General features: G+C 67.5%; 22 protein-coding genes and 1 tRNA gene. 15 read left to right on the top strand and 8 right to left on the bottom strand.

Translation table 11 applies throughout. From position 1 onward, the window contains the following. Positions 1-25 precede the first annotated feature (25 nt). The 3 genes from NQK81_RS19795 to NQK81_RS19805 are packed head-to-tail and all read left to right on the top strand — an operon-like array spanning position 26 to position 1,883. On the top strand, positions 26-226 hold the full coding sequence (locus NQK81_RS19795) for a hypothetical protein (RefSeq protein ID WP_126733312.1): 201 nt from the start codon (positions 26-28) through the stop codon (positions 224-226). Next, on the top strand, positions 223-726 hold the full coding sequence (locus NQK81_RS19800) for a helix-turn-helix domain-containing protein (RefSeq protein ID WP_257489289.1): 504 nt from the start codon (positions 223-225) through the stop codon (positions 724-726). The genes NQK81_RS19795 and NQK81_RS19800 overlap by 4 nt, the downstream gene beginning before the upstream one ends. Beyond that, positions 723-1,883, top strand: coding sequence for an alkaline phosphatase PhoX (locus NQK81_RS19805; RefSeq protein WP_257489290.1), 1,161 nt, complete (start codon positions 723-725; stop codon positions 1,881-1,883). The genes NQK81_RS19800 and NQK81_RS19805 overlap by 4 nt, the downstream gene beginning before the upstream one ends. A gap of 202 nt (positions 1,884-2,085) precedes the next feature. Here NQK81_RS19805 and NQK81_RS19810 read toward each other — a convergent pair whose 3' ends face one another. After that, positions 2,086-2,736 (bottom strand): DedA family protein, encoded by a 651-nt coding sequence (locus NQK81_RS19810; RefSeq protein ID WP_257489291.1) that lies wholly within the window; start codon positions 2,734-2,736, stop codon positions 2,086-2,088. Positions 2,737-2,871: 135 nt separating this feature from the next. Between NQK81_RS19810 and NQK81_RS19815 the strand changes: the two genes are divergently transcribed. The 4 genes from NQK81_RS19815 to NQK81_RS19830 are packed head-to-tail and all read left to right on the top strand — an operon-like array spanning position 2,872 to position 5,378. Beyond that, on the top strand, positions 2,872-4,023 hold the full coding sequence (locus NQK81_RS19815; RefSeq protein WP_257489292.1) for a sensor histidine kinase: 1,152 nt from the start codon (positions 2,872-2,874) through the stop codon (positions 4,021-4,023). Further along, positions 4,014-4,658: a response regulator transcription factor gene (locus tag NQK81_RS19820; RefSeq protein WP_257489293.1), complete on the top strand. Its 645-nt coding sequence runs from the start codon at positions 4,014-4,016 to the stop codon at positions 4,656-4,658. Before NQK81_RS19815 ends, NQK81_RS19820 begins: the two co-directional genes overlap by 10 nt. A gap of 43 nt (positions 4,659-4,701) precedes the next feature. Then, the gene (locus tag NQK81_RS19825; protein ID WP_126733307.1) at positions 4,702-4,992 is read left to right on the top strand and encodes an ArsR/SmtB family transcription factor; all 291 of its coding nucleotides are present in this window, start codon (positions 4,702-4,704) and stop codon (positions 4,990-4,992) included. Then, a complete protein-coding gene (locus NQK81_RS19830; RefSeq protein WP_306856048.1) occupies positions 4,989-5,378 on the top strand; it encodes a VOC family protein in 390 nt (129 codons plus the stop codon). Before NQK81_RS19825 ends, NQK81_RS19830 begins: the two co-directional genes overlap by 4 nt. Positions 5,379-5,432: 54 nt before the next feature. Here NQK81_RS19830 and NQK81_RS19835 read toward each other — a convergent pair whose 3' ends face one another. Both NQK81_RS19835 and NQK81_RS19840 read right to left on the bottom strand, forming a co-directional pair. Continuing rightward, positions 5,433-5,813: a VOC family protein gene (locus tag NQK81_RS19835; protein ID WP_257489294.1), complete on the bottom strand. Its 381-nt coding sequence runs from the start codon at positions 5,811-5,813 to the stop codon at positions 5,433-5,435. Between the two features lie 49 nt (positions 5,814-5,862). Beyond that, complete coding sequence (locus NQK81_RS19840; protein WP_257489295.1) at positions 5,863-6,006, bottom strand: hypothetical protein; 144 nt, start codon at positions 6,004-6,006, stop codon at positions 5,863-5,865. A gap of 97 nt (positions 6,007-6,103) precedes the next feature. Here NQK81_RS19840 and NQK81_RS19845 point away from each other — a divergent pair, with 97 nt between their 5' ends. Genes NQK81_RS19845 through NQK81_RS19865 form a run of 5 tightly spaced genes read left to right on the top strand, consistent with a single transcriptional unit; the run spans position 6,104 to position 9,841 of the window. Next, positions 6,104-6,742 carry a TetR/AcrR family transcriptional regulator gene (locus NQK81_RS19845; protein ID WP_257489296.1) on the top strand — a complete coding sequence of 213 codons (639 nt, stop codon included), beginning with the start codon at positions 6,104-6,106 and terminating at the stop codon, positions 6,740-6,742. 39 nt (positions 6,743-6,781) lie between these two features. Next, on the top strand, positions 6,782-7,996 hold the full coding sequence (locus NQK81_RS19850; RefSeq protein WP_257489297.1) for a DUF4241 domain-containing protein: 1,215 nt from the start codon (positions 6,782-6,784) through the stop codon (positions 7,994-7,996). Beyond that, positions 7,993-8,415, top strand: coding sequence for a PPOX class F420-dependent oxidoreductase (locus tag NQK81_RS19855; RefSeq protein ID WP_257489298.1), 423 nt, complete (start codon positions 7,993-7,995; stop codon positions 8,413-8,415). The genes NQK81_RS19850 and NQK81_RS19855 overlap by 4 nt, the downstream gene beginning before the upstream one ends. 40 nt (positions 8,416-8,455) lie before the next feature. After that, a complete protein-coding gene (locus tag NQK81_RS19860; protein ID WP_257489299.1) occupies positions 8,456-9,025 on the top strand; it encodes a dihydrofolate reductase family protein in 570 nt (189 codons plus the stop codon). A 54-nt stretch (positions 9,026-9,079) separates the two neighbouring features. Then, the gene (locus NQK81_RS19865; protein ID WP_257489300.1) at positions 9,080-9,841 is read left to right on the top strand and encodes a class I SAM-dependent DNA methyltransferase; all 762 of its coding nucleotides are present in this window, start codon (positions 9,080-9,082) and stop codon (positions 9,839-9,841) included. On the opposite strand, the gene NQK81_RS19870 is transcribed toward NQK81_RS19865, so the two are convergent. The 3 genes from NQK81_RS19870 to NQK81_RS19880 all read right to left on the bottom strand — a co-directional run bounded on the left by NQK81_RS19870 (position 9,789) and on the right by NQK81_RS19880 (position 11,924). Then, positions 9,789-11,180 (bottom strand): MFS transporter, encoded by a 1,392-nt coding sequence (locus tag NQK81_RS19870; RefSeq protein ID WP_257489301.1) that lies wholly within the window; start codon positions 11,178-11,180, stop codon positions 9,789-9,791. The two genes, NQK81_RS19865 and NQK81_RS19870, sit on opposite strands and share 53 nt — an antisense overlap. Then, the gene (locus tag NQK81_RS19875) at positions 11,177-11,749 is read right to left on the bottom strand and encodes a TetR/AcrR family transcriptional regulator (RefSeq protein WP_257489302.1); all 573 of its coding nucleotides are present in this window, start codon (positions 11,747-11,749) and stop codon (positions 11,177-11,179) included. Before NQK81_RS19875 ends, NQK81_RS19870 begins: the two co-directional genes overlap by 4 nt. A gap of 93 nt (positions 11,750-11,842) precedes the next feature. Next, positions 11,843-11,924: transfer RNA gene (locus NQK81_RS19880), tRNA-Tyr, on the bottom strand. A gap of 119 nt (positions 11,925-12,043) precedes the next feature. On the opposite strand from NQK81_RS19880, the gene NQK81_RS19885 reads away from it, so the two are divergent. Beyond that, positions 12,044-12,535 carry a YajQ family cyclic di-GMP-binding protein gene (locus tag NQK81_RS19885; protein ID WP_016331028.1) on the top strand — a complete coding sequence of 164 codons (492 nt, stop codon included), beginning with the start codon at positions 12,044-12,046 and terminating at the stop codon, positions 12,533-12,535. Positions 12,536-12,584: 49 nt separating this feature from the next. On the opposite strand, the gene NQK81_RS19890 is transcribed toward NQK81_RS19885, so the two are convergent. Beyond that, the gene (locus NQK81_RS19890; protein WP_257489303.1) at positions 12,585-13,241 is read right to left on the bottom strand and encodes a hypothetical protein; all 657 of its coding nucleotides are present in this window, start codon (positions 13,239-13,241) and stop codon (positions 12,585-12,587) included. A gap of 184 nt (positions 13,242-13,425) precedes the next feature. Between NQK81_RS19890 and NQK81_RS19895 the strand changes: the two genes are divergently transcribed. Then, the gene (locus tag NQK81_RS19895; RefSeq protein ID WP_257489304.1) at positions 13,426-14,574 is read left to right on the top strand and encodes a sialidase family protein; all 1,149 of its coding nucleotides are present in this window, start codon (positions 13,426-13,428) and stop codon (positions 14,572-14,574) included. Between the two features lie 53 nt (positions 14,575-14,627). Continuing rightward, positions 14,628-15,509 (top strand): glucose-1-phosphate thymidylyltransferase RfbA, encoded by an 882-nt coding sequence (rfbA, locus tag NQK81_RS19900; RefSeq protein WP_034324212.1) that lies wholly within the window; start codon positions 14,628-14,630, stop codon positions 15,507-15,509. On the opposite strand, the gene NQK81_RS19905 is transcribed toward rfbA, so the two are convergent. Next, positions 15,499-16,815, bottom strand: coding sequence for an NtaA/DmoA family FMN-dependent monooxygenase (locus NQK81_RS19905; RefSeq protein WP_257489305.1), 1,317 nt, complete (start codon positions 16,813-16,815; stop codon positions 15,499-15,501). The genes rfbA and NQK81_RS19905 overlap by 11 nt on opposite strands. Position 16,816: the final 1 nt, after the last annotated feature.

Genomic DNA, 16,816 nt, shown 5'->3' on the forward strand with positions numbered 1-16,816 from the left:
GCGTGATCCTTGAGAGGGCAAGGTCATGAGTCAAGGAATTCTTTCCCCGTTGCGGCCGAGGCGCAGGTGCGTTTCGGCCGGTCAGATCGTCTGTCTGAGCATTCTCACCGGTTTCACCGCGGCGCTGACCTTCGCCGGCACCAGCGCCTCGATCGCCGCGGGCATCGCCATCGCCCTGTTCGGCGCCGTTCTCCGCCACCCCGTGCCCGCCAGGGCACACCGATGAACACCGAATCCGAGTTCATGGCGCGACTGCGTGAACTGCGCGACCGAAGCGGCCTCAGCATCCGCGCGCTGGCCGCCGCGACCGGCTGGTCCCGCAGCACCTTGGCCGACACGCTGGCCCGGAACACCTTGCCTAGCAACGAAAAACAGCTGCGGGCGCTGTTGTGCGCCCTACTCCGGGTGGTTCCCGGAGAGCCGGAAGTCGACGAGTATCTCGCCGACTGGCGTCACCTGATCGGACGTCGTCACCACCGCAATGGCGGATACGCGCCGATCGATCGGATACTGCTCGCGTTGGCCGTCGCGGAACAACGCGGCGGGGCCGACGCCCCGGGACTCCGCAAAGCCCGGGAAATTGTGCTGAGCGAGGGTTCCCTACGAAAGTTCCCTTCTCGCGCTGAATATGCCGCGAATTCACCTGGAAGTCCCGTTCCGCCCGTACTCTCCGACCCGCTCCTTCCCGCACCACCACATCAGCGGATGTCTCGGAGGCATGAGTGAAGCGACGGAATTTCCTGCGCGCGGCCGTGGTCGGCGCCGGTGTCACGGCGTTCGGAAACAGGCTCTCGGGAGCGGCCCTCGCCGCGCCCGCCCAGAACGGACCCAGCCCGTACGGCGCGCTCCAGGCGGCCGACGCGAACGGGATCCAGCTGCCGGCGGGCTTCACCAGCCGCGTGATCGCGCGGTCCGGCCAGAAGGTCGCGAACACCGGGTACACCTGGCACAGCGCCCCGGACGGCGGCGCGGTGTTCGCCGACGGCAGCGGCTGGATCTACGTGTCGAATTCGGAGATCACTCCCGGCGGCGGGGCGAGCGCGATCAAATTCGACGCGAGCGGGAACATCACCGGCGCCCACCGCATCCTCTCGAACACGCGCCAGAACTGCGCGGGCGGCAAGACTCCTTGGAACACCTGGCTTTCCTGCGAGGAGATCGACCTCGGGTTCGTCTACGAGTGCCAGCCGAACGGCCCGGCCACGGCCGCCGTCCAGCGGCCAGCGATGGGGAAGTTCAAGCACGAGGCCGCGGCGGCCGACCCGGTGCGCAAGGTCGTCTACCTGACCGAGGACACCTCGGACGGCTGTTTCTATCGCTTCGTCCCGACGACCTGGGGCAATCTTTCCGCCGGGACATTGCAGGTGCTCAAGGCGGGCACGGCGACCTCGGGCAGCTTCACCTGGGCGAACGTGCCCGACCCAGACGGCTCCCCCACCGCCACCCGCAACCAGGTGTCCGGCGCGAAGCGGTTCAGCGGCGGCGAAGGACTGCACTACGCCAACGACACCGCGTGGTTCACCACCAAGGGTGACAACCGCGTCTGGCAGCTCAACCTCACGAACAACACCTACGAACTCGCCTACGACGACTCGCTGGTCAGCCCCGGCTCGGCCCCGCTGACCGGCGTCGACAACGTCACGGGAACCTCCTCGGGTGACCTGTTCGTCGCCGAAGACGGCGGCAACATGGAGATCTGCATCATCACGCCGAACGACATCGTGGCGCCGTTCCTGCGGATCAACGGCCAGAGCTCGTCGGAGATCTGCGGCCCGGCGTTCACCCCGGCGGGGAACCGGCTGTACTTCTCGTCGCAACGCGGTACCTCCGGTTCGTCCTCGGGCGGGATCACCTACGAGGTGACCGGCCCCTTCCGGTCCTGAGTGGCTGGCGGTGAACCCGCACCACGATCGACGTCGGCAGGGCGACCTGGTCAACCCTCTCCCGTTGACCGGCAAGAGCGCCCTGCCACCGCGATGGCGGGCGGGTTCACACAGTCGTGTCTCCTTTCCGAGTCCGACGTCGGCTCCGCCAACAGGCTCCGACACCGCGTGCGGGGCGCCCGGCCGGGCGCCCCGCACCGGCTCAGGCGTTGGTGCGGTTCTTCTCACGCAGCCTGTTCACCACGAAGAGCGTCAACGCGACCGCGACGGCGGCGATCACGAAGTACTGGAAGAACCCGGCGTACTTCTCGACCAGGTGCCAGCTCTCGCCGAGGCCGTAGCCGGCCAGCACGAACACCGTGTTCCAGATCAGGCTGCCCGCCGTGGTCAGGGCCAGGAACCGCCAGAACGGCATGCGCTCGATCCCGGCGGGCAGGGAGATGAGGCTGCGGAAGATCGGCACCATCCGGCCGAAGAACACCGCCTTGGTGCCGTGTTTCTGGAACCAGGCCTCGGTCTTGTCGAAGTCGGAGGTCTTGACCAGCGGGATCTTCGCCATCCAGCGGCGGGTGCGGTCGCGGCCGAGCAGCAGCCCGAGGTAGTACACGATGATCGCGCCCGCGACCGAGCCGAACGTCGTCCACACCAGCGCTTCCACCAGGGTGAACGTGCCCTGGCTGGCGGAGAACCCGGCGAGTGGGAGCACCAGCTCGCTGGGGATCGGCGGGAACAGGTTGTCCAGGCCGACGATGATCGCGGCGCCCGGACCACCCAGCGCGTCCATCAGTGACACCGCCCAGCCGGCGAGTCCTCCCATCGGTTCACTGGCGGTTTGGGCGAGCAGGAGGTTCATGGCGGCCTTTCGTGGTCGTCTGCAGTTGCCAACGAACGTACGAATCACCCGGGTTCCGCACCCTGGGGTTAAGCGGCACAGATCACTGAGGAAAACCGCAGTACCCGTTTTCGGATACCCCGCTAACCTGGCGTTATGCCTGTCCCGGCAGCGATGCGCCGCTATCTGCGCAAGAGTCTCCGCGGCACGCTGGGCCTGGCGATCGGCGCCACGACAGCGGTCGCGGAGTTCCTCTACGTGCTCTTCGGCGGAATGGCGCTCGCCGTCCCCGCGCTGCGGCGACCTGTTTTCGCCGGTGCGCGGGCACTGTCCGAAGTGGAACGACGGAGACTGGAGAAGTACTTCGGCGAAGAGAACGCCGCGGACTACACCGATCGGCGCGCGATGGCCTATCTCGTCCCGCGGTGCGTCATCGGCCTGCTCTGCGCCGCGATCTTCCTCATCGTCCTGCTGGGCGGTGGATCCGGGTTGATCATCGCCGCCCAGCTCCTCGACGGTCAGTCCCCCGGTGGGGGAGCGCCTGCCGACTGGTACGACCCGGTCACCACTCTCCTCTTCGGCGGGATCCTCGTTTTTCTGTGCCTGCAAGGACTGATCGGAGCCGCGACGCTGGATGCCAGGCTGGCGAGGCGGTTTTTCGGTCCCAGTACGAACGAACAGTTGCGCCGGCGGCTCTCCGAACTCACGACCAGCCGGGCAGAGGTGGTCGAGGCGGTCAACGGCGAGCGCCGCCGGATCGAGCGGGACCTGCACGACGGCGTCCAGCAGCGGCTCGTCGCGCTCGGCATGCTGCTCGGCCGGGCACGGCGGGCCACCGACCCGGACCGCGCGTCGGATCTGCTGCGGCAAGCGCACGAGGAATCCCAGCGCGCCCTCGTCGACCTGCGCGAGGTGTCGTGGCGGGTGTATCCGATCGCGCTGGACGCGGACGGGCTGCATCCCGCGCTCGAAGCACTCGCGGAACGCTCGGGGATACCGGTCCACCTGCGGGTCGACCTGCCGGAACGACCACCGGCGGCCGTCGAGACCGTCATCTACTTCGTCGCGTCCGAAGCGGTCACCAATACGATCAAGCACGCCGCGGCGACGCGGATCGACATCGAGGCCGAGCGAGAGGGGGACAGCGTGCGGGTGCGGATCACCGATGACGGCACAGGTGGGGCGCGGGAGTCCGGCGGCGGTCTTTCCGGCCTAGCGCGGCGCGTCGCGGCCGCGGACGGGCAGTTCACTGTGGACAGTCCCCTCGGCGGCCCGACCGTGGTGACGGCGGTGCTGCCGTGCGAGTGATCCTCGCCGAGGATTCGACGCTCCTGCGAGAGGGGCTGGCCCGGCTACTGGTCGAAGAGGGGCACGAGGTCGTCGCGTCGGTCGGCGACGGTGACGCGCTCCTCTCGACGACGGCCGCCTACCGGCCGGACGTGATCGTCACCGACGTCCGCATGCCGCCGACCCATACCGACGAGGGTCTGCGCGCGGCGCTCGAGATCCGGAACCGCTGGCCGGAGATCGGGGTACTGGTGCTCTCGCAGTACGTCGAGAAGCGCTACGCCGCCGAGTTGATCACCGGCGACGTCGAACGCGTCGGCTATCTCCTCAAGGACAGGGTCGCCCAAGTGGGCGAATTCCTGGACGCGCTCGACCGTGTCGCCGCGGGCGGGGCGGCGTTCGATCCGGAGGTCGTCCGGCGGCTGCTCGCGCGGACCACCCATACCGATCCGCTCGGGAACCTGACCGTCCGCGAGCGCGAAGTACTGGAGAAAATGGCGCAGGGCCACACGAACGCCGGGATCGCCGGCTCGCTGTTCGTGTCGCTGAGCGCCGTCGAGAAGCACGTGAACGCCATTTTCGACAAGCTCGGGCTGGCCAGCACCGCCGGATACAGCCGCCGAGTCCTCGCGGTCCTGCGCTACCTCGGGTCCTGAGCCCAAGTTGACAGGCAAGTGACGACTTGCCTATAACGGAGTCGTGGACGGCGACCTGTTCAAGGCGATCGGCGACGCGACGCGACGCACCATCCTGGACGAGCTGACCGAAAAGGACGGTCAGACCCTGTTCGAGATCTGCGGCAGGCTGACCATGAAACATGGCCTCGCCTCGTCGCGGCAGGCCATCTCGCAGCATCTCGCGATGCTCGAACAGGCAGGCCTGGTGCACACCCGGCGGCAGGGCCGCTACAAGTTCCACCACATCGACACGAGCCCGCTGCGGTCGATCGTCGAGCGGTGGCCCATCGACCGAGAGGAATCCAACCCGTGATCCGGATCAACATCACCAGCGTCTTCGTCGACGACCAGGCCAAGGCGCTGGAGTTCTACACCGAGAAACTGGGATTCATCAAGAAAACCGACGTACCCGCCGGCGAGGCCCGCTGGCTCACCGTGGTCTCACCAGCCAACCCCGACGGTGTCGAACTGCTGCTGGAACCGGACGGTCACCCCGCGGCGAAGCCGTTCAAGAAAGCGCTGACCGACGACGGCATCCCCTTCACCCAGTTCGCCGTCGACGACGTGTACGCCGAGGTCGACCGGCTCAAGGGCCTGGGCGTCGAGTTCACACAGGACGCCGTCGACATGGGGCCCGTGGTCACCGCCGTCTTCGACGACACCTGCGGCAACCTGATCCAGCTCGCCACGATGAAGTAGCAACGAAAAGCGGGGCTTGGTCCACTGTGGACCAAGCCCCGCCGTGAGAACTTCCTACTGCTGCACCCATTCCACGAGTTCCACGGGCACGCCGTTCGGGTCGGTGACCATGAGGAGGCGCTCTCCCCATGGCTCTTCCCGCAGCGGCAACGTGATCTCGACACCTTCGTCGCGCAGGCGCTTCTCCTCGGCTTCGAGGTTCTCGACCGTGAAGGCCACGATCACACCGGACGCACGCTGCTGACGCAGATTCTCCGGCAGGACCTCGATTCCCGCCTGAAGCAGGACGATGGTCATCTTCGCGGTCTCATGCCCGAGGGAGACGAAACCCTCCGCGGCCATCTGCTCGGTGAAACCGAAGTGCTCGGTGAAGAAACGGCTGGATGTGGCGACGTCGTCGACGGTCAGCGAGACGGTGGAGGCAAGGACGTTCATAGGCTATCCCCTTCGGGTCGGCGGGTGGGTTTCCGGAGAAGCGGGCCGGTCAGTACGACCGGCGGCGCGGGACGCCGGTCGAGCGGCGCACCGGCATCGAGCGGCCCGGGAACGGCTGCTGGTGGCGGCGGTCGTTCCGGCGGACCTGGGCGCGGTTGGTGCCTTCGTTGCCTTGGGGGATTCGAGCGATCAAGGAGCCTCTTCTCTCGCTGTTCGGTAGTACGGACGTAAGTTTACATCCGTCGCACGGTAAGTCAAGGATATTTTTACGACGGTGGTAAACTTCGCGCATGACCGGCACGGATGTGGGTTTGCGGGAGCTCAAGAAGCAGGAGACACGGCAGTTGATCTCCGACCAGGCGACGCTGCTCTTCATCGAGAAGGGCTTCGAGGAGACCACGATCGCCGAGATCGCCGCGGCGGCGAGAGTCGCGAAGAAGACCGTCACGAACTACTTCGCACGCAAGGAGGACCTGGCACTCGACCAGCACGAGGAGTTCACGAACGGGCTGGCGAACGCCGTCCGGAACCGGAAGCCGGGTGAGTCGGCGCTGGCCGCGCTACGGCGCACCTTCCTGGACGCGGTGGCCGAGCACTCGCCCGTGATCGGCTTCACCGGGCCGGTCTTCGCCAAAATGGTCCTGGAGAGCCCGACCCTGACCGCCCGGCTGCGTGAACTGCACGAACTGCGGGAAGCGGCGCTCGCCGAACTGCTCGCAAGCGAGACCGGAGCCGACGCGGACGACGTCACCCCGGTCATGGCCGCCGCCGAGCTCAACGCGATCGACCGCGTCCTCTTCCGCGAGGTCCTCCGGCGCTCGCACGCCGGCGAAAGCAACGAAGAGATCGCCGCCGCGCTGACGAAGGCGACCCAACGGGCTTTCGAGTTGCTGGAACCGGCCTTCGGGGACTACGCGATCCGCGAATAGCCCTGGGTTTTGTCGGGGGTTCCCGCTAGGTTCCGCTGCATGTCTGAGGGGACCTTGCTGGACGTCGTCTATTGCGAAGGCTGGGATCCGGCCGCCCGCGCGGTGATCGGGAGGCTCTCCTCCGGCACAGCGCGCGGGCGCGACGCCGCCGGAGAGCAGTACGCCGTCGCCTTGGTGCGCCCTGGCACCGGGATGCCGCTGGTTCTGCTCGAAATCGCGTGGAAGCACTGCTTCGCCCGCACGGTGCAGTTCGATGAACTGGGCAGGCGCAGAGGTTTCTTCGAGTTCCGGGTGCTGGAGGACGGCTCGCTCTTCCTCATGAAGATCGAGCAGTGGACCTACCGGTTCGAAGATCAGGAAGAGTTCGACAAGAAGAGCGCCGGCCATCTGGAGATGTCCTTCGGCCCGGATGGCAAGGGCTGGATGCATCAGGCGCCCCAGGGTTACGGCGGCGGCTCCAGCAGCGGTCAGGTGAGTAAGCAGGTGTCGGAGCTGGCCATGCCGAAGCCCGCCTTCGGCGACTGGGAGCCTCTCGCGAATTCGGGGCCGCTGACCCTCCGGACACCGGATGCTCCCGATGCCGATCCGTCGCTGCCCGCCGACGAACGTCCCTGGCGGCCGTCCGTTCCGCTGCGCCCTTCCGGCATGGACGAGATGTTCACCTCGGGCACGCGCTTCTCGCTGAGCGGCGACCACGGCCTCGTCGAGGTCGAGCTCCGGGACGCCGGCAAGCTCCGCATGCCCAGCGGCAGGCTCGTCGCGGCGGACCCGGCGTTCCTGGACGCCGACGCGGAGCACTTCACGGTCACCGTGCCGCCCGGTGAACACCGGGTCGAAATCTCCGTGATCCGGTTCGTCGACGAACCCGCCCACGAACGGGTCGCGGCCGCCAAACTCGTCGTCGCCGACGAGCCCGTCGTCACCTGGGAAACCGCGCTCTGGCCCGGACAGAACGCGCTTTTCCTGGGGGACGGGGAGTTCTACGGCTACGGCGTGGACAGCGGCACGGGCTGCTTCGCCGACGCGGCCGCCCTCCCCGAGGAGATGGACGACGACCTTCTGGAGAAGTTCGAGGAGGTGGACCCGTACATCGACGTCACTCCGGACGGAGCCGAAGGCAACATCATCGCGTTCACCACCGGCTGGGGTGACGGCAGCTACCCGACGTGGATCGGCCGGGCGGCCGACGGCACGCCGGTCTGCTTCGTCACCGACATGCTGGTCCTCAACCGCGCCCGGATGATGGCGTCATGACCTTTACCGACGATGAGATCGCGTACCTGCGCTCGCAGCCTTTGGCCCGCTTCGCGACCCTCTCCGAGGACGGCGAACAGCCCGATGTCGTCCCGCTGGCGTTCGAGTTCGACGGCACGCATTTCTGGGTCGGCGGAGTGGGCGCTTCGGTTCTCACGACCCGGAAGTTCCGCAACATCCGGGCAGGACGGCGCAAAGTCGCACTGGTCATCGACGACACGGTCTCGTTCGACCCGTTCATCGCCCGCGGTATCCGCGTCTACGGCGAGGCCGCCGATCCGATCGAACGGGTCGGCATGGTCGGACCGGGCATCTACGCGCGCGTGACGCCGAAGGTGTCGTGGAGCTGGAACATGGCGGGCGAACCCGCCGGCGAGACGTGGTATCCGTCGAGGCGAGCGGTGCACGGCGAGGCGTGACGCGCCGTTTTTGTCGGTGGGCGGCGGTACGGTCTCGTCCATGCGGGAGCTGATCGTCACGGAGAACTGCACGATCGACGGCGTGATCGAACTGGCGGGTGACTGGTTCAGCCCGGGTGACACCGATCCGGACGTGGACCGGTCGGACGTCCTGGCCGTGCTCGAAGAACAACGTGAGAACGCCGACGCGTTCCTCCTCGGACGCGTCACCTTCGAAGACATGCGCGGATATTGGCCGAAGCAAACCGACGACACGACGGGGATTTCGGCCTATCTCGACTCAGTGGACAAATACGTGGTCTCGCGGACGCTGACCGAGCCGGAGTGGCGGAACACGACGGTGCTCTCCGGTGAGCTGCGTTCCGAGATCGAGAACCTGAAGGCCGCCGAAGGCAAGGACATCGTGACGACCGGCAGTATCTCGCTGGTGCGGGCACTCATCGCCGAGGGCCTCGTCGACGAGTACCGGCTGTTCGTCTATCCCGTCGTGGCCGGGGAAGGCCGCCGGTTGTTCGAGGGTGCCACCGGCGTCCCGAAGCTTCGACTGGTGGAGGAGCGGACGTTCGCGTCGGGCATCGTGCTGCTGCGTTATCGGGCCGCGTCGAGCTGACGCCACCGAAAACGGGATGAGGAGCGCACGGTCGCGGGCGTAGCGTCGGCGGCCGTGATCAGTGAGACGGATACGGGAGACGACCCGGCGGACGGCTGGTTCCCCGAGAGTGTGGCCGCGGGCTATGACGAGCCGGGCGGCGCGAACGCGCCCGAAGTCGTGACGCCCGCGGTGGACGTCCTCGAAGACCTGGCCGACGGTCCGGTGCTCGAGTTCGCCGTCGGGACCGGACGGATCGCGATCCCGCTCGCGGCGCGCGGTGTGCCGGTGAGCGGTATCGAACTGAGCCGCGCGATGGCGGACCGAATCATGAACAAGCCGGGCGGTGACGCCGTAGAGGTCACGATCGGCGACATGACGAAGACACGAGTGGAGGGCGAATTCTCGCTGGTTTACCTGGTGTACAACACGATCGGCAACGTGACCACGCAGGACGGTCAGGTCGACGTGTTCCGCAACGCGGCCGCGCACCTGCGGCCGGGCGGGCTGTTCGTCGTCGAGGTCGGCCTGCCGGAGCTGCGCCGCTTGCCGCCTGGGCAGGACATCGTGCCGTTCGCGATGGAGAGCGGTTACGTCGGGTTCGACCAGTACAACGTCGTTACGCAGGAGTTCACTTCGAACCACGTCACGGTGTCGCCGGATGGGCAGGGGCGCTTCCGCCGCATTCCCTTCCGGTACGCGTGGCCGGCTGAAATGGACCTCATGGCGCGCATCGCCGGGATGCGCCTGAAGTACCGCTGGGCGGACTGGGACCGTTCGGAGTTCACCGCCGAGAGTACGAAGCACGTGTCCGTGTGGGAACGCGCCCGTCCGTGAAGATGATGATCGCGCCGACGGCGAGCAGGGGCAGTGCCCACAGTGCCGTCGTGAGATAGCCGTTGCGGGTGGGGAGGAGGGCGCCGTCCGGGGTGGCCGCGGCGAGCAGCAACCCGGCGAGGGCGCTGCCCACGGCCATGCCGATACTGCGCGCGATCTGGTTGATCGAGAGCACGCTGGCCGTTTCCCCTTGCGGCACACCGACGAGCACGAGTCTGGGCATCACCGCGAAGATGCCGCCGACAGCGAACCCGAGCAGGGCGATAGACAGGAGGACGAGAACGAACGACTGACTTCCGACGGCGAACACCAGCGCGCCCGCGACCGCGATCACGGTCGAAACCAGGTACGTCCACCGCTCGTCCATACGCGGAACCGCTTTCCCCGCAACGAATCCGAGCAGGGAGAACGGGATCAACGCCGCGCCCGCGGCGACACCGGGCAGCGCGAATCCGTACGGGGCGTCCGCGGGTGTCTGCACGTAGCGGGTGAAGAGACTGAACAGCAGGTACAGACCCGCCCCGGCCACGAGAATCGCCAGGTTCGCGCGGAAGACGGGTCCTCGGCCGAGCAGCCGAAGGTCCACCAGCGGCTCCGTGGTGCGCAGTTCGACGAAGGCCCACGCGGCCAGGACCGCGGCGGTACCGGCGAGCAGACCACCGGCTAGCCACACGGTCGACCACAGGGAGGGCACGGCGATGAGCAGGAGAACCCCGAGTGTGCCGAGCGCGAGGAGCAACGCGCCGGGGACATCGATCCGGGGCGGCCGACCGGGCGTCTCGGCAGGCAGCATGCGCCAGGCGATGAGGAACGCGACGACGGAGAGGAGGAATCCGAAGCCGTATGCGGCGCGCAGGCCCGCGAGCTGGTCAAGGAGGCTGACCACCGGGTAGCCGACCCCGATGCCGACGGTCGACGCGACCGACAGCGCGGCGATCGTCGAGGGCGAGCGCTCGGGCGGCAGGTGCGCGCGGGCGACGCTCATCAACAGTGCCCCGGCCGCGACCCCAAGCCCCTGTAAGCCACGTCCGATCAGCAACGCCACGTACGGAAGCGGAAGCACCGTCAGCAACCCGCCCGTCGTGACCATGGCCAGGGTGATCAGGATCGTGGTGCGGCGGTACGGGCCGCCGCCGAGCCTGCCAAGGACCGGTCCCGCGATCGCGCCGCTGAACAGCGTCACCGTCAACGTCCACTGTGCCGCGTCGAGGGATACGTGCAGCCCCGTGGCGACCGGGGTGATCAGCGGCGCGCCGACGCTGCCGATCACTGCGCCCGCCAACGCCGTGCACACCAGTGCCGCGCTCAGCCGCCCGTCCCGCCGGACGGGGGCGCTCATCGGTTCGTCTCGGTGGTGACGTGCGTGAACAGACCCGGCTGGATCCGGGTGCGAACCCCCTCGGCCCAGAGCTCGTCGACCTGCTCGACGTCCATCGCGGCTCCGGCGTTCAGCAGCATGCCGAAGGCGAGGAACGTCTTCACGGTCACCGGGTCGAGTCCGGTGCCGTTCTCGGTGGTGTCCCACATCCGCGCGAAACACGACCGCACCACGTCCCGCACCTCCGGGTCGCCGCACGCGGCGAAGCCCTGAAGCTGCAGCAACAACCCGGTCCGGTCGGTCAGCAGGTCGAAGTACTGTGCGCCCATCGCCGAGAGCGCCTTCAGCCCGGTCTCCCCCGCGCCCGCGTCCCGCATCGCGTCGCTGAGCCGCTCGAACGCGGCCTGGACCAGTTCGAGAAACAGGGCCTTCTTCGTCCCGAACATCCGGAAGACGTATGCCTGCGTGATCCCCGCCGTCTTCGCGATCGTCTCCGTCGATGCCCCGTGCAGCCCGTGCTCCGCGAACTCCTCCGCGGCGATGGCCAGCACCTGGGCACGTCGCTCGGGTCCGCTCATCCGTCCAGCCATGCCCTCAAGTTACTAGTTACTAACCACTAACTAAAGACCGGAACACACGAAAAAGGAGCGGCCCCGTGACTAGGTCACGGGGCCGCTCCTGTGTGGCGAGTGAGGGATTCGAACCCCCGAAGGCAGTGCCGTCTGATTTACAGTCAGATCCCTTTGGCCGCTCGGGCAACTCGCCGTGGCCGGGTGTCCCCGGCCGAGACGAAAGAATACCCAATGCCGTGGCGGGCCGGTCAACCGGGTTCCACAGGGCTAGGGTGGAAGCTCCTGACAAGCGAGTACGAGGTGTGAGAACACGTGGCGGATCCCTCTTTCGACGTGGTGAGCAAGGTCGATCGCCAGGAGGTGGACAACGCCCTGAACCAGGCCAGCAAGGAACTCGGTACACGGTTCGACTTCCGGGGTACCGGGACCAAGATCGACTGGTCCGGCGAGGAGGCGATCGCGATCGAGTCCGAGACCGAGGAGCGGGCGCTGGCGGCGGTCGAGGTGTTCAAGGAGAAGCTGATCAAACGAGGCATCTCCCTGAAGGCCTTCGAGGCGGGCGAGCCGGCCCTGTCCGGCAAGATCTACAAGATCGGCGGCAAGATCCTCCAGGGGATCGCGTCGGACAAGGCGAAGCAGATCGCCAAGTTCATCCGCGACGAGGGCCCCAAGGGGGTCCAGGCGCAGATCCAGGGCGACCAGCTGCGGGTGTCCGGCAAGAAGAAGGACCAGCTGCAGGACGTGATCGCCTTGCTGAAGGGCAAGGACTTCGAGATCGCGCTGCAGTTCACGAACTACCGCTGAGCACGGCGACGACAAGGCCACCTTCCGCGGAAGGTGGCCTTCGTCATGTCTAGGACGCGGTGACCGTCCAGCTCCCGTCGCCTTCCACCGAGACGAAGGCCGGGCCGGACACGGGCACGCTGCCCGTGTAGTCGCCGAGCTGGTTCACCGGAAGTTCCGAGTAGTCGCCGCTGTGCACCCACACCGCGGTGCGCCCGCTGTTCTTGGTGGCGACGGCGACCGACGTGACGGCGTCGGGCACGGCGAACACCGCTTCGCTCTTGCCCGACAGGGGCTTGCCCGGCTCCAGGGCGGGCAGGCCGCTTTCGTCGGTGATGGTCAGGGTCCAGGCGGCGTTTGCCTTGATGGTGAAGGTCTTCGCCTGGCGGCCGGGCATGTCGTTGATCCACTGCGTGCCCTTGTACGGGCCGACGTCGTTCACGATCAGCTCGTTCTCGGTGTTCACCGCGACGTGGCCGGAGCACTTCGGACAGTCGAAGGTCACGAAGCCGAGGCGCGCCGGCCAGGCCATGGGGACCGACGCGTTCCCCTTACCCGAGTGCTTCTCCTCCGGCTGAGGAACGGGGCTCGGCTTGGTCGTGGGGGCCGGCGAGGGTGCCAGCCCTTCCGGGGCGGCCGCCTGCGGGACGACACGGCCCAGATTCGGCGACGAGCAGGCCACCAGGCCCACGGTCAGCAGCACAGCCGCGCACAAGCGCCTGATCACGTGTTTCCCCCTAGTCGAACCGTCAACGGATCTTCGCCGGCCGATAGCCCAGCGTTACCGGACCACTCGGCCGAGCGATTCAGGCCACTCGGAAGTGGGTTTCCGTCGCAAACGCCTTCGCGGGAGTCCGAAAGGGACAAAAGCCCGTGTTGTAATCCGGCGATCGCGTTCGAGGAAGGTCACGATGAAGCGCCGTTTCAGCTCCGCACTAGCCTTCGCGCTGTCACTCACGGTGATCGCGTCCCTGTTCACCCCCGCGCAGGCCGCCGAGCGCCAGCAGCTCGTTCCGGGCTACGGCTCGTACCCGCGGCTCATCCGGCTGGAGCACTCCCCGATCGGCCGCGGCCGTATCATCGCGTCGCTGACCAGCGAGGACGCGAACGGCAAGTTCACCCCGATCATGGAGAGCACCGACGAGGGCCAGAGCTTCCACAAGATCGGCGAGATCCGCGACCGCGACGGCCGCCGCGGCATGTGCTGCGGAACGCTGTACGAACTGCCGCAACGGGTCGGCAGGCTCCGCGCGGGCACCCTGCTGTGGGCCGCGAGCTACCGGCAGAACGCCGGTCCGGAGCGGCGCATCGGCATCCGGATCTGGTCCAGCCGCGACGCCGGCCGCACATGGGGCTTCCTGTCCGAGGCTGCGCGTTCGCACAACCACGACGGCATCTGGGAGCCGGAGTTCGTCGTCGACGCGGGCGGCACGCTGTGGCTGCACTACGCCGACGAGACCGAGGCGCCGCAGCACGCGCAGGTGATGAACCGGGTAGCTTCCACCGACGGGGTGAACTGGGGCACCAAGCAGCGCACGATGGCCATCCCGCCGCATCGGGTGCGGCCGGGGATGCCGATCATCCGCCGCCTCCCCGACCGCCGGTACTACCTCGCCTACGAGATCTGCAACTACCGCGACCGCTTCTGCGACCCGTACTTCAAGATCTCCTCCGACGGCGCCAACTGGGGCGACCCCCTCGACCCCGGTACCCGCGTCACCACCGCGAACGGCAACTACTTCCAGCACGCCCAGACGGTCACGTTGTTCCCCGGCGGCCCGAACGGGGTGCGGCTGGTGATGGTCGGGCAGATCTACACCAACGCCGCCGGGGTGCCGCAGAGCAAGAACGGGAAGGTGCTGCTGGCCAACGACAACTTCGGCAGCGGGCACTGGTACGAACTTCCGGCCCCGGTACACATCACCGGGATCCACGACAACTTCTGCCCCAACTACAGCTCGACGCTGCTGCCGGTCGACGGCGGCAAGAACGTGTTGCAGATCTCCACCGAGAACAACGCCGGCTGCAAGGCGTACTTCGCGAAGGGCCCGGCGTTCTGAGCCACCCGGTAGTGTGAGGTCCCGAGCGATCGGCTACGAAGCGGGGGCATCGCATGAAGGGCATCGTGCTGGCGGGGGGCAGTGGGACGCGTCTGCATCCCATCACCCAGGCGATATCGAAACAGCTGCTACCGGTCTACGACAAACCGATGATCTACTACCCGATCTCGGTGCTGATGTTCGCCGGGATCCGCGAGATCCTGATCATCTCGACCCCCGTCGACCTGCCGCATTTCCGGCGGTTGCTCGGCGACGGCAGCCAGTTCGGGCTCAGTTTCAGCTACGCCGAGCAGGCCGCTCCGAACGGGCTGGCCGAGGCGTTCGTCATCGGCGCGGACTTCATCGGCGACGACGACGTCGCGCTCGTGCTCGGCGACAACATCTTCTACGGCCAGGGGTTCTCCAGCAGGTTGCAGGCCGCGGCGACCTCGCTCGACGGCTGCGTGCTGTTCGGCTACCCGGTCAAGGACCCGCAGCGGTACGGCGTCGGCGAGATCGACGCCGACGGCAAGCTCCTCTCCATCGAGGAGAAACCCGAGAAGCCGAAGTCGAACAAGGCCATCACCGGCCTGTACTTCTACGACAACCAGGTCGTCGAGATCGCCCGTGACCTCAAGCCCTCGCCGCGCGGGGAGCTGGAGATCACGGACGTCAACCTCACCTACCTGCGCCAAGACCGCGCGACCCTGATCGACCTCGGCCGCGGGTTCGCCTGGCTCGACACCGGTACACACGACTCGCTGCTGGAGGCGGGCCAGTTCGTGCAGGTCCTCGAACACCGGACGGGTGTCCGGATCGCCTGTCTCGAAGAAGTCGCGCTGCGTATGGGCTTCATCGACGCGGAGCAGTGCTACGCGCTCGGCGCGAAGCTGGCGAAGTCCGGCTACGGCGAATATCTGATGAACGTCGCGCGCACGCAGGGTGCTACCGGCTGAACAGGTGCTCGCGCAGGGTGTCGCCGGTGTAGTCGGTCCGGAAGACACCCCGTTCCTGCAGCCGCGGCACGACGTCGTCGACGAACGCGTCCAGCCCACCCGGGGTCAGATGCGGTACGAGCACGAACCCGTCGGCGGCGTCGTTCTGGACGTACTCGTCGATCGACTCCGCGACCTGCCGGGCGGTGCCGACGAACTGCTGGCGCGCGGTCACCTCGATGACGAGTTCGCGGATGGAGAGCTTCTTCTCCTCCGCGATCGCCCGCCATTTCGCGGCCACGGCGAGAGGATCCTTCTCGTGCCGGACGCGGCCCCAGGTCAGCGGCTCGGCGTCGGGGTCCGGGTCGATCTCGGGGAGCGGGCCGTCGGCGTCGTAGGCGGAGAGGTCACGGCTCCAGACCTGTTCGAGGAACTGGATCGCGGTCGCCGGGCGCACCTGCTGGTAACGGATCTCGCGGGCGTACTCGTGCGCCTCCTCCTGGGTGTCGCCGAGAACGAAGGTCGCCGCGGGCATGATCAGCAGTTCGCCGGGCTCGCGGCCGTAGGCGGGTAGCCGCCGCTTGACGTCGGTGAAGAACTCCTTGCCGCTTTCCAGTGAACCGTGGCGGCTGAAGATGACATCGGCGGTCTTGGCGGCGAACTCCCTGCCTTCGTCGGAATCGCCCGCCTGGATGACGATCGGCTGCCCCTGCGGGGTCCTCGGCACGGTGAACTCACCGCGGATGTCGAACTGCGGTCCACTGTGGACGAAGCGCTCGATGCCGCGGGCGAAGACGCCGTTCTCCTTGTCCCCCACCAGCGCGTCGGGCGCCCAGCTGTCCCAGAGCTCGCGCACGGTGGCGAGGAATTCCTCCGCGCGGCGGTAGCGGTCCTCGCGTTTCAGGAAGCCACCGCGGCGGAAGTTCTGTCCCGTCCACGCGTCCGGTGAGGTGACGACGTTCCAGGCGGCGCGGCCGCCGGAGAGATGGTCGATGCTCGCGACCTGCCGCGCGACCTCGTAAGGCTCGTTGAAGGTCGACGACAGCGTGCCCGCGAGCCCGAGCCTGGTGGTGACCGCCGACAACGCGGCCAGCACGGTGGTGGTGTTCGGCCGCCCGACGACGTCGGAGTCGAGGATCTTGCCCGCGTGTTCGCGCAGGCGCAGGCCCTCGGCGAGGAAGAGGAAGTCGAACTTGCCCCGCTCGGCCGTGCGCGCGAGATGTTCGAAGGACGAAAAGTCGATTTGGCTACCCGAACGCGGGTCGCTCCACACGGTCGTGTTGTTGACGCCCGGGAAGTGTGCGGCGAGTTTGACCTGCTTGGGCATC

It is taken from the genome of Amycolatopsis roodepoortensis, assembly GCF_024628825.1.
In the GTDB taxonomy this organism is placed as follows: Bacteria; Actinomycetota; Actinomycetes; order Mycobacteriales; family Pseudonocardiaceae; genus Amycolatopsis; species Amycolatopsis roodepoortensis.

Excerpts from the sequence above, each read along its gene's own strand:
- NQK81_RS19860 (WP_257489299.1), top strand. The coding sequence starts at position 8,456 with ATGCGGGAGCTGATCGTCACGGAGAACTGCACGATCGACGGCGTGATC.
- NQK81_RS19905 (WP_257489305.1), bottom strand. The coding sequence starts at position 16,815 with ATGCCCAAGCAGGTCAAACTCGCCGCACACTTCCCGGGCGTCAACAAC.
- NQK81_RS19795 (WP_126733312.1), top strand. The coding sequence starts at position 26 with ATGAGTCAAGGAATTCTTTCCCCGTTGCGGCCGAGGCGCAGGTGCGTT.
- NQK81_RS19810 (WP_257489291.1), bottom strand. The coding sequence starts at position 2,736 with ATGAACCTCCTGCTCGCCCAAACCGCCAGTGAACCGATGGGAGGACTC.
- NQK81_RS19870 (WP_257489301.1), bottom strand. The coding sequence starts at position 11,180 with ATGAGCGCCCCCGTCCGGCGGGACGGGCGGCTGAGCGCGGCACTGGTG.
- NQK81_RS19800 (WP_257489289.1), top strand. The coding sequence starts at position 223 with ATGAACACCGAATCCGAGTTCATGGCGCGACTGCGTGAACTGCGCGAC.
- NQK81_RS19895 (WP_257489304.1), top strand. The coding sequence starts at position 13,426 with ATGAAGCGCCGTTTCAGCTCCGCACTAGCCTTCGCGCTGTCACTCACG.
- NQK81_RS19855 (WP_257489298.1), top strand. The coding sequence starts at position 7,993 with ATGACCTTTACCGACGATGAGATCGCGTACCTGCGCTCGCAGCCTTTG.
- NQK81_RS19845 (WP_257489296.1), top strand. The coding sequence starts at position 6,104 with ATGACCGGCACGGATGTGGGTTTGCGGGAGCTCAAGAAGCAGGAGACA.
- NQK81_RS19835 (WP_257489294.1), bottom strand. The coding sequence starts at position 5,813 with ATGAACGTCCTTGCCTCCACCGTCTCGCTGACCGTCGACGACGTCGCC.
- NQK81_RS19875 (WP_257489302.1), bottom strand. The coding sequence starts at position 11,749 with ATGGCTGGACGGATGAGCGGACCCGAGCGACGTGCCCAGGTGCTGGCC.
- NQK81_RS19815 (WP_257489292.1), top strand. The coding sequence starts at position 2,872 with ATGCCTGTCCCGGCAGCGATGCGCCGCTATCTGCGCAAGAGTCTCCGC.
- NQK81_RS19850 (WP_257489297.1), top strand. The coding sequence starts at position 6,782 with ATGTCTGAGGGGACCTTGCTGGACGTCGTCTATTGCGAAGGCTGGGAT.
- rfbA (WP_034324212.1), top strand. The coding sequence starts at position 14,628 with ATGAAGGGCATCGTGCTGGCGGGGGGCAGTGGGACGCGTCTGCATCCC.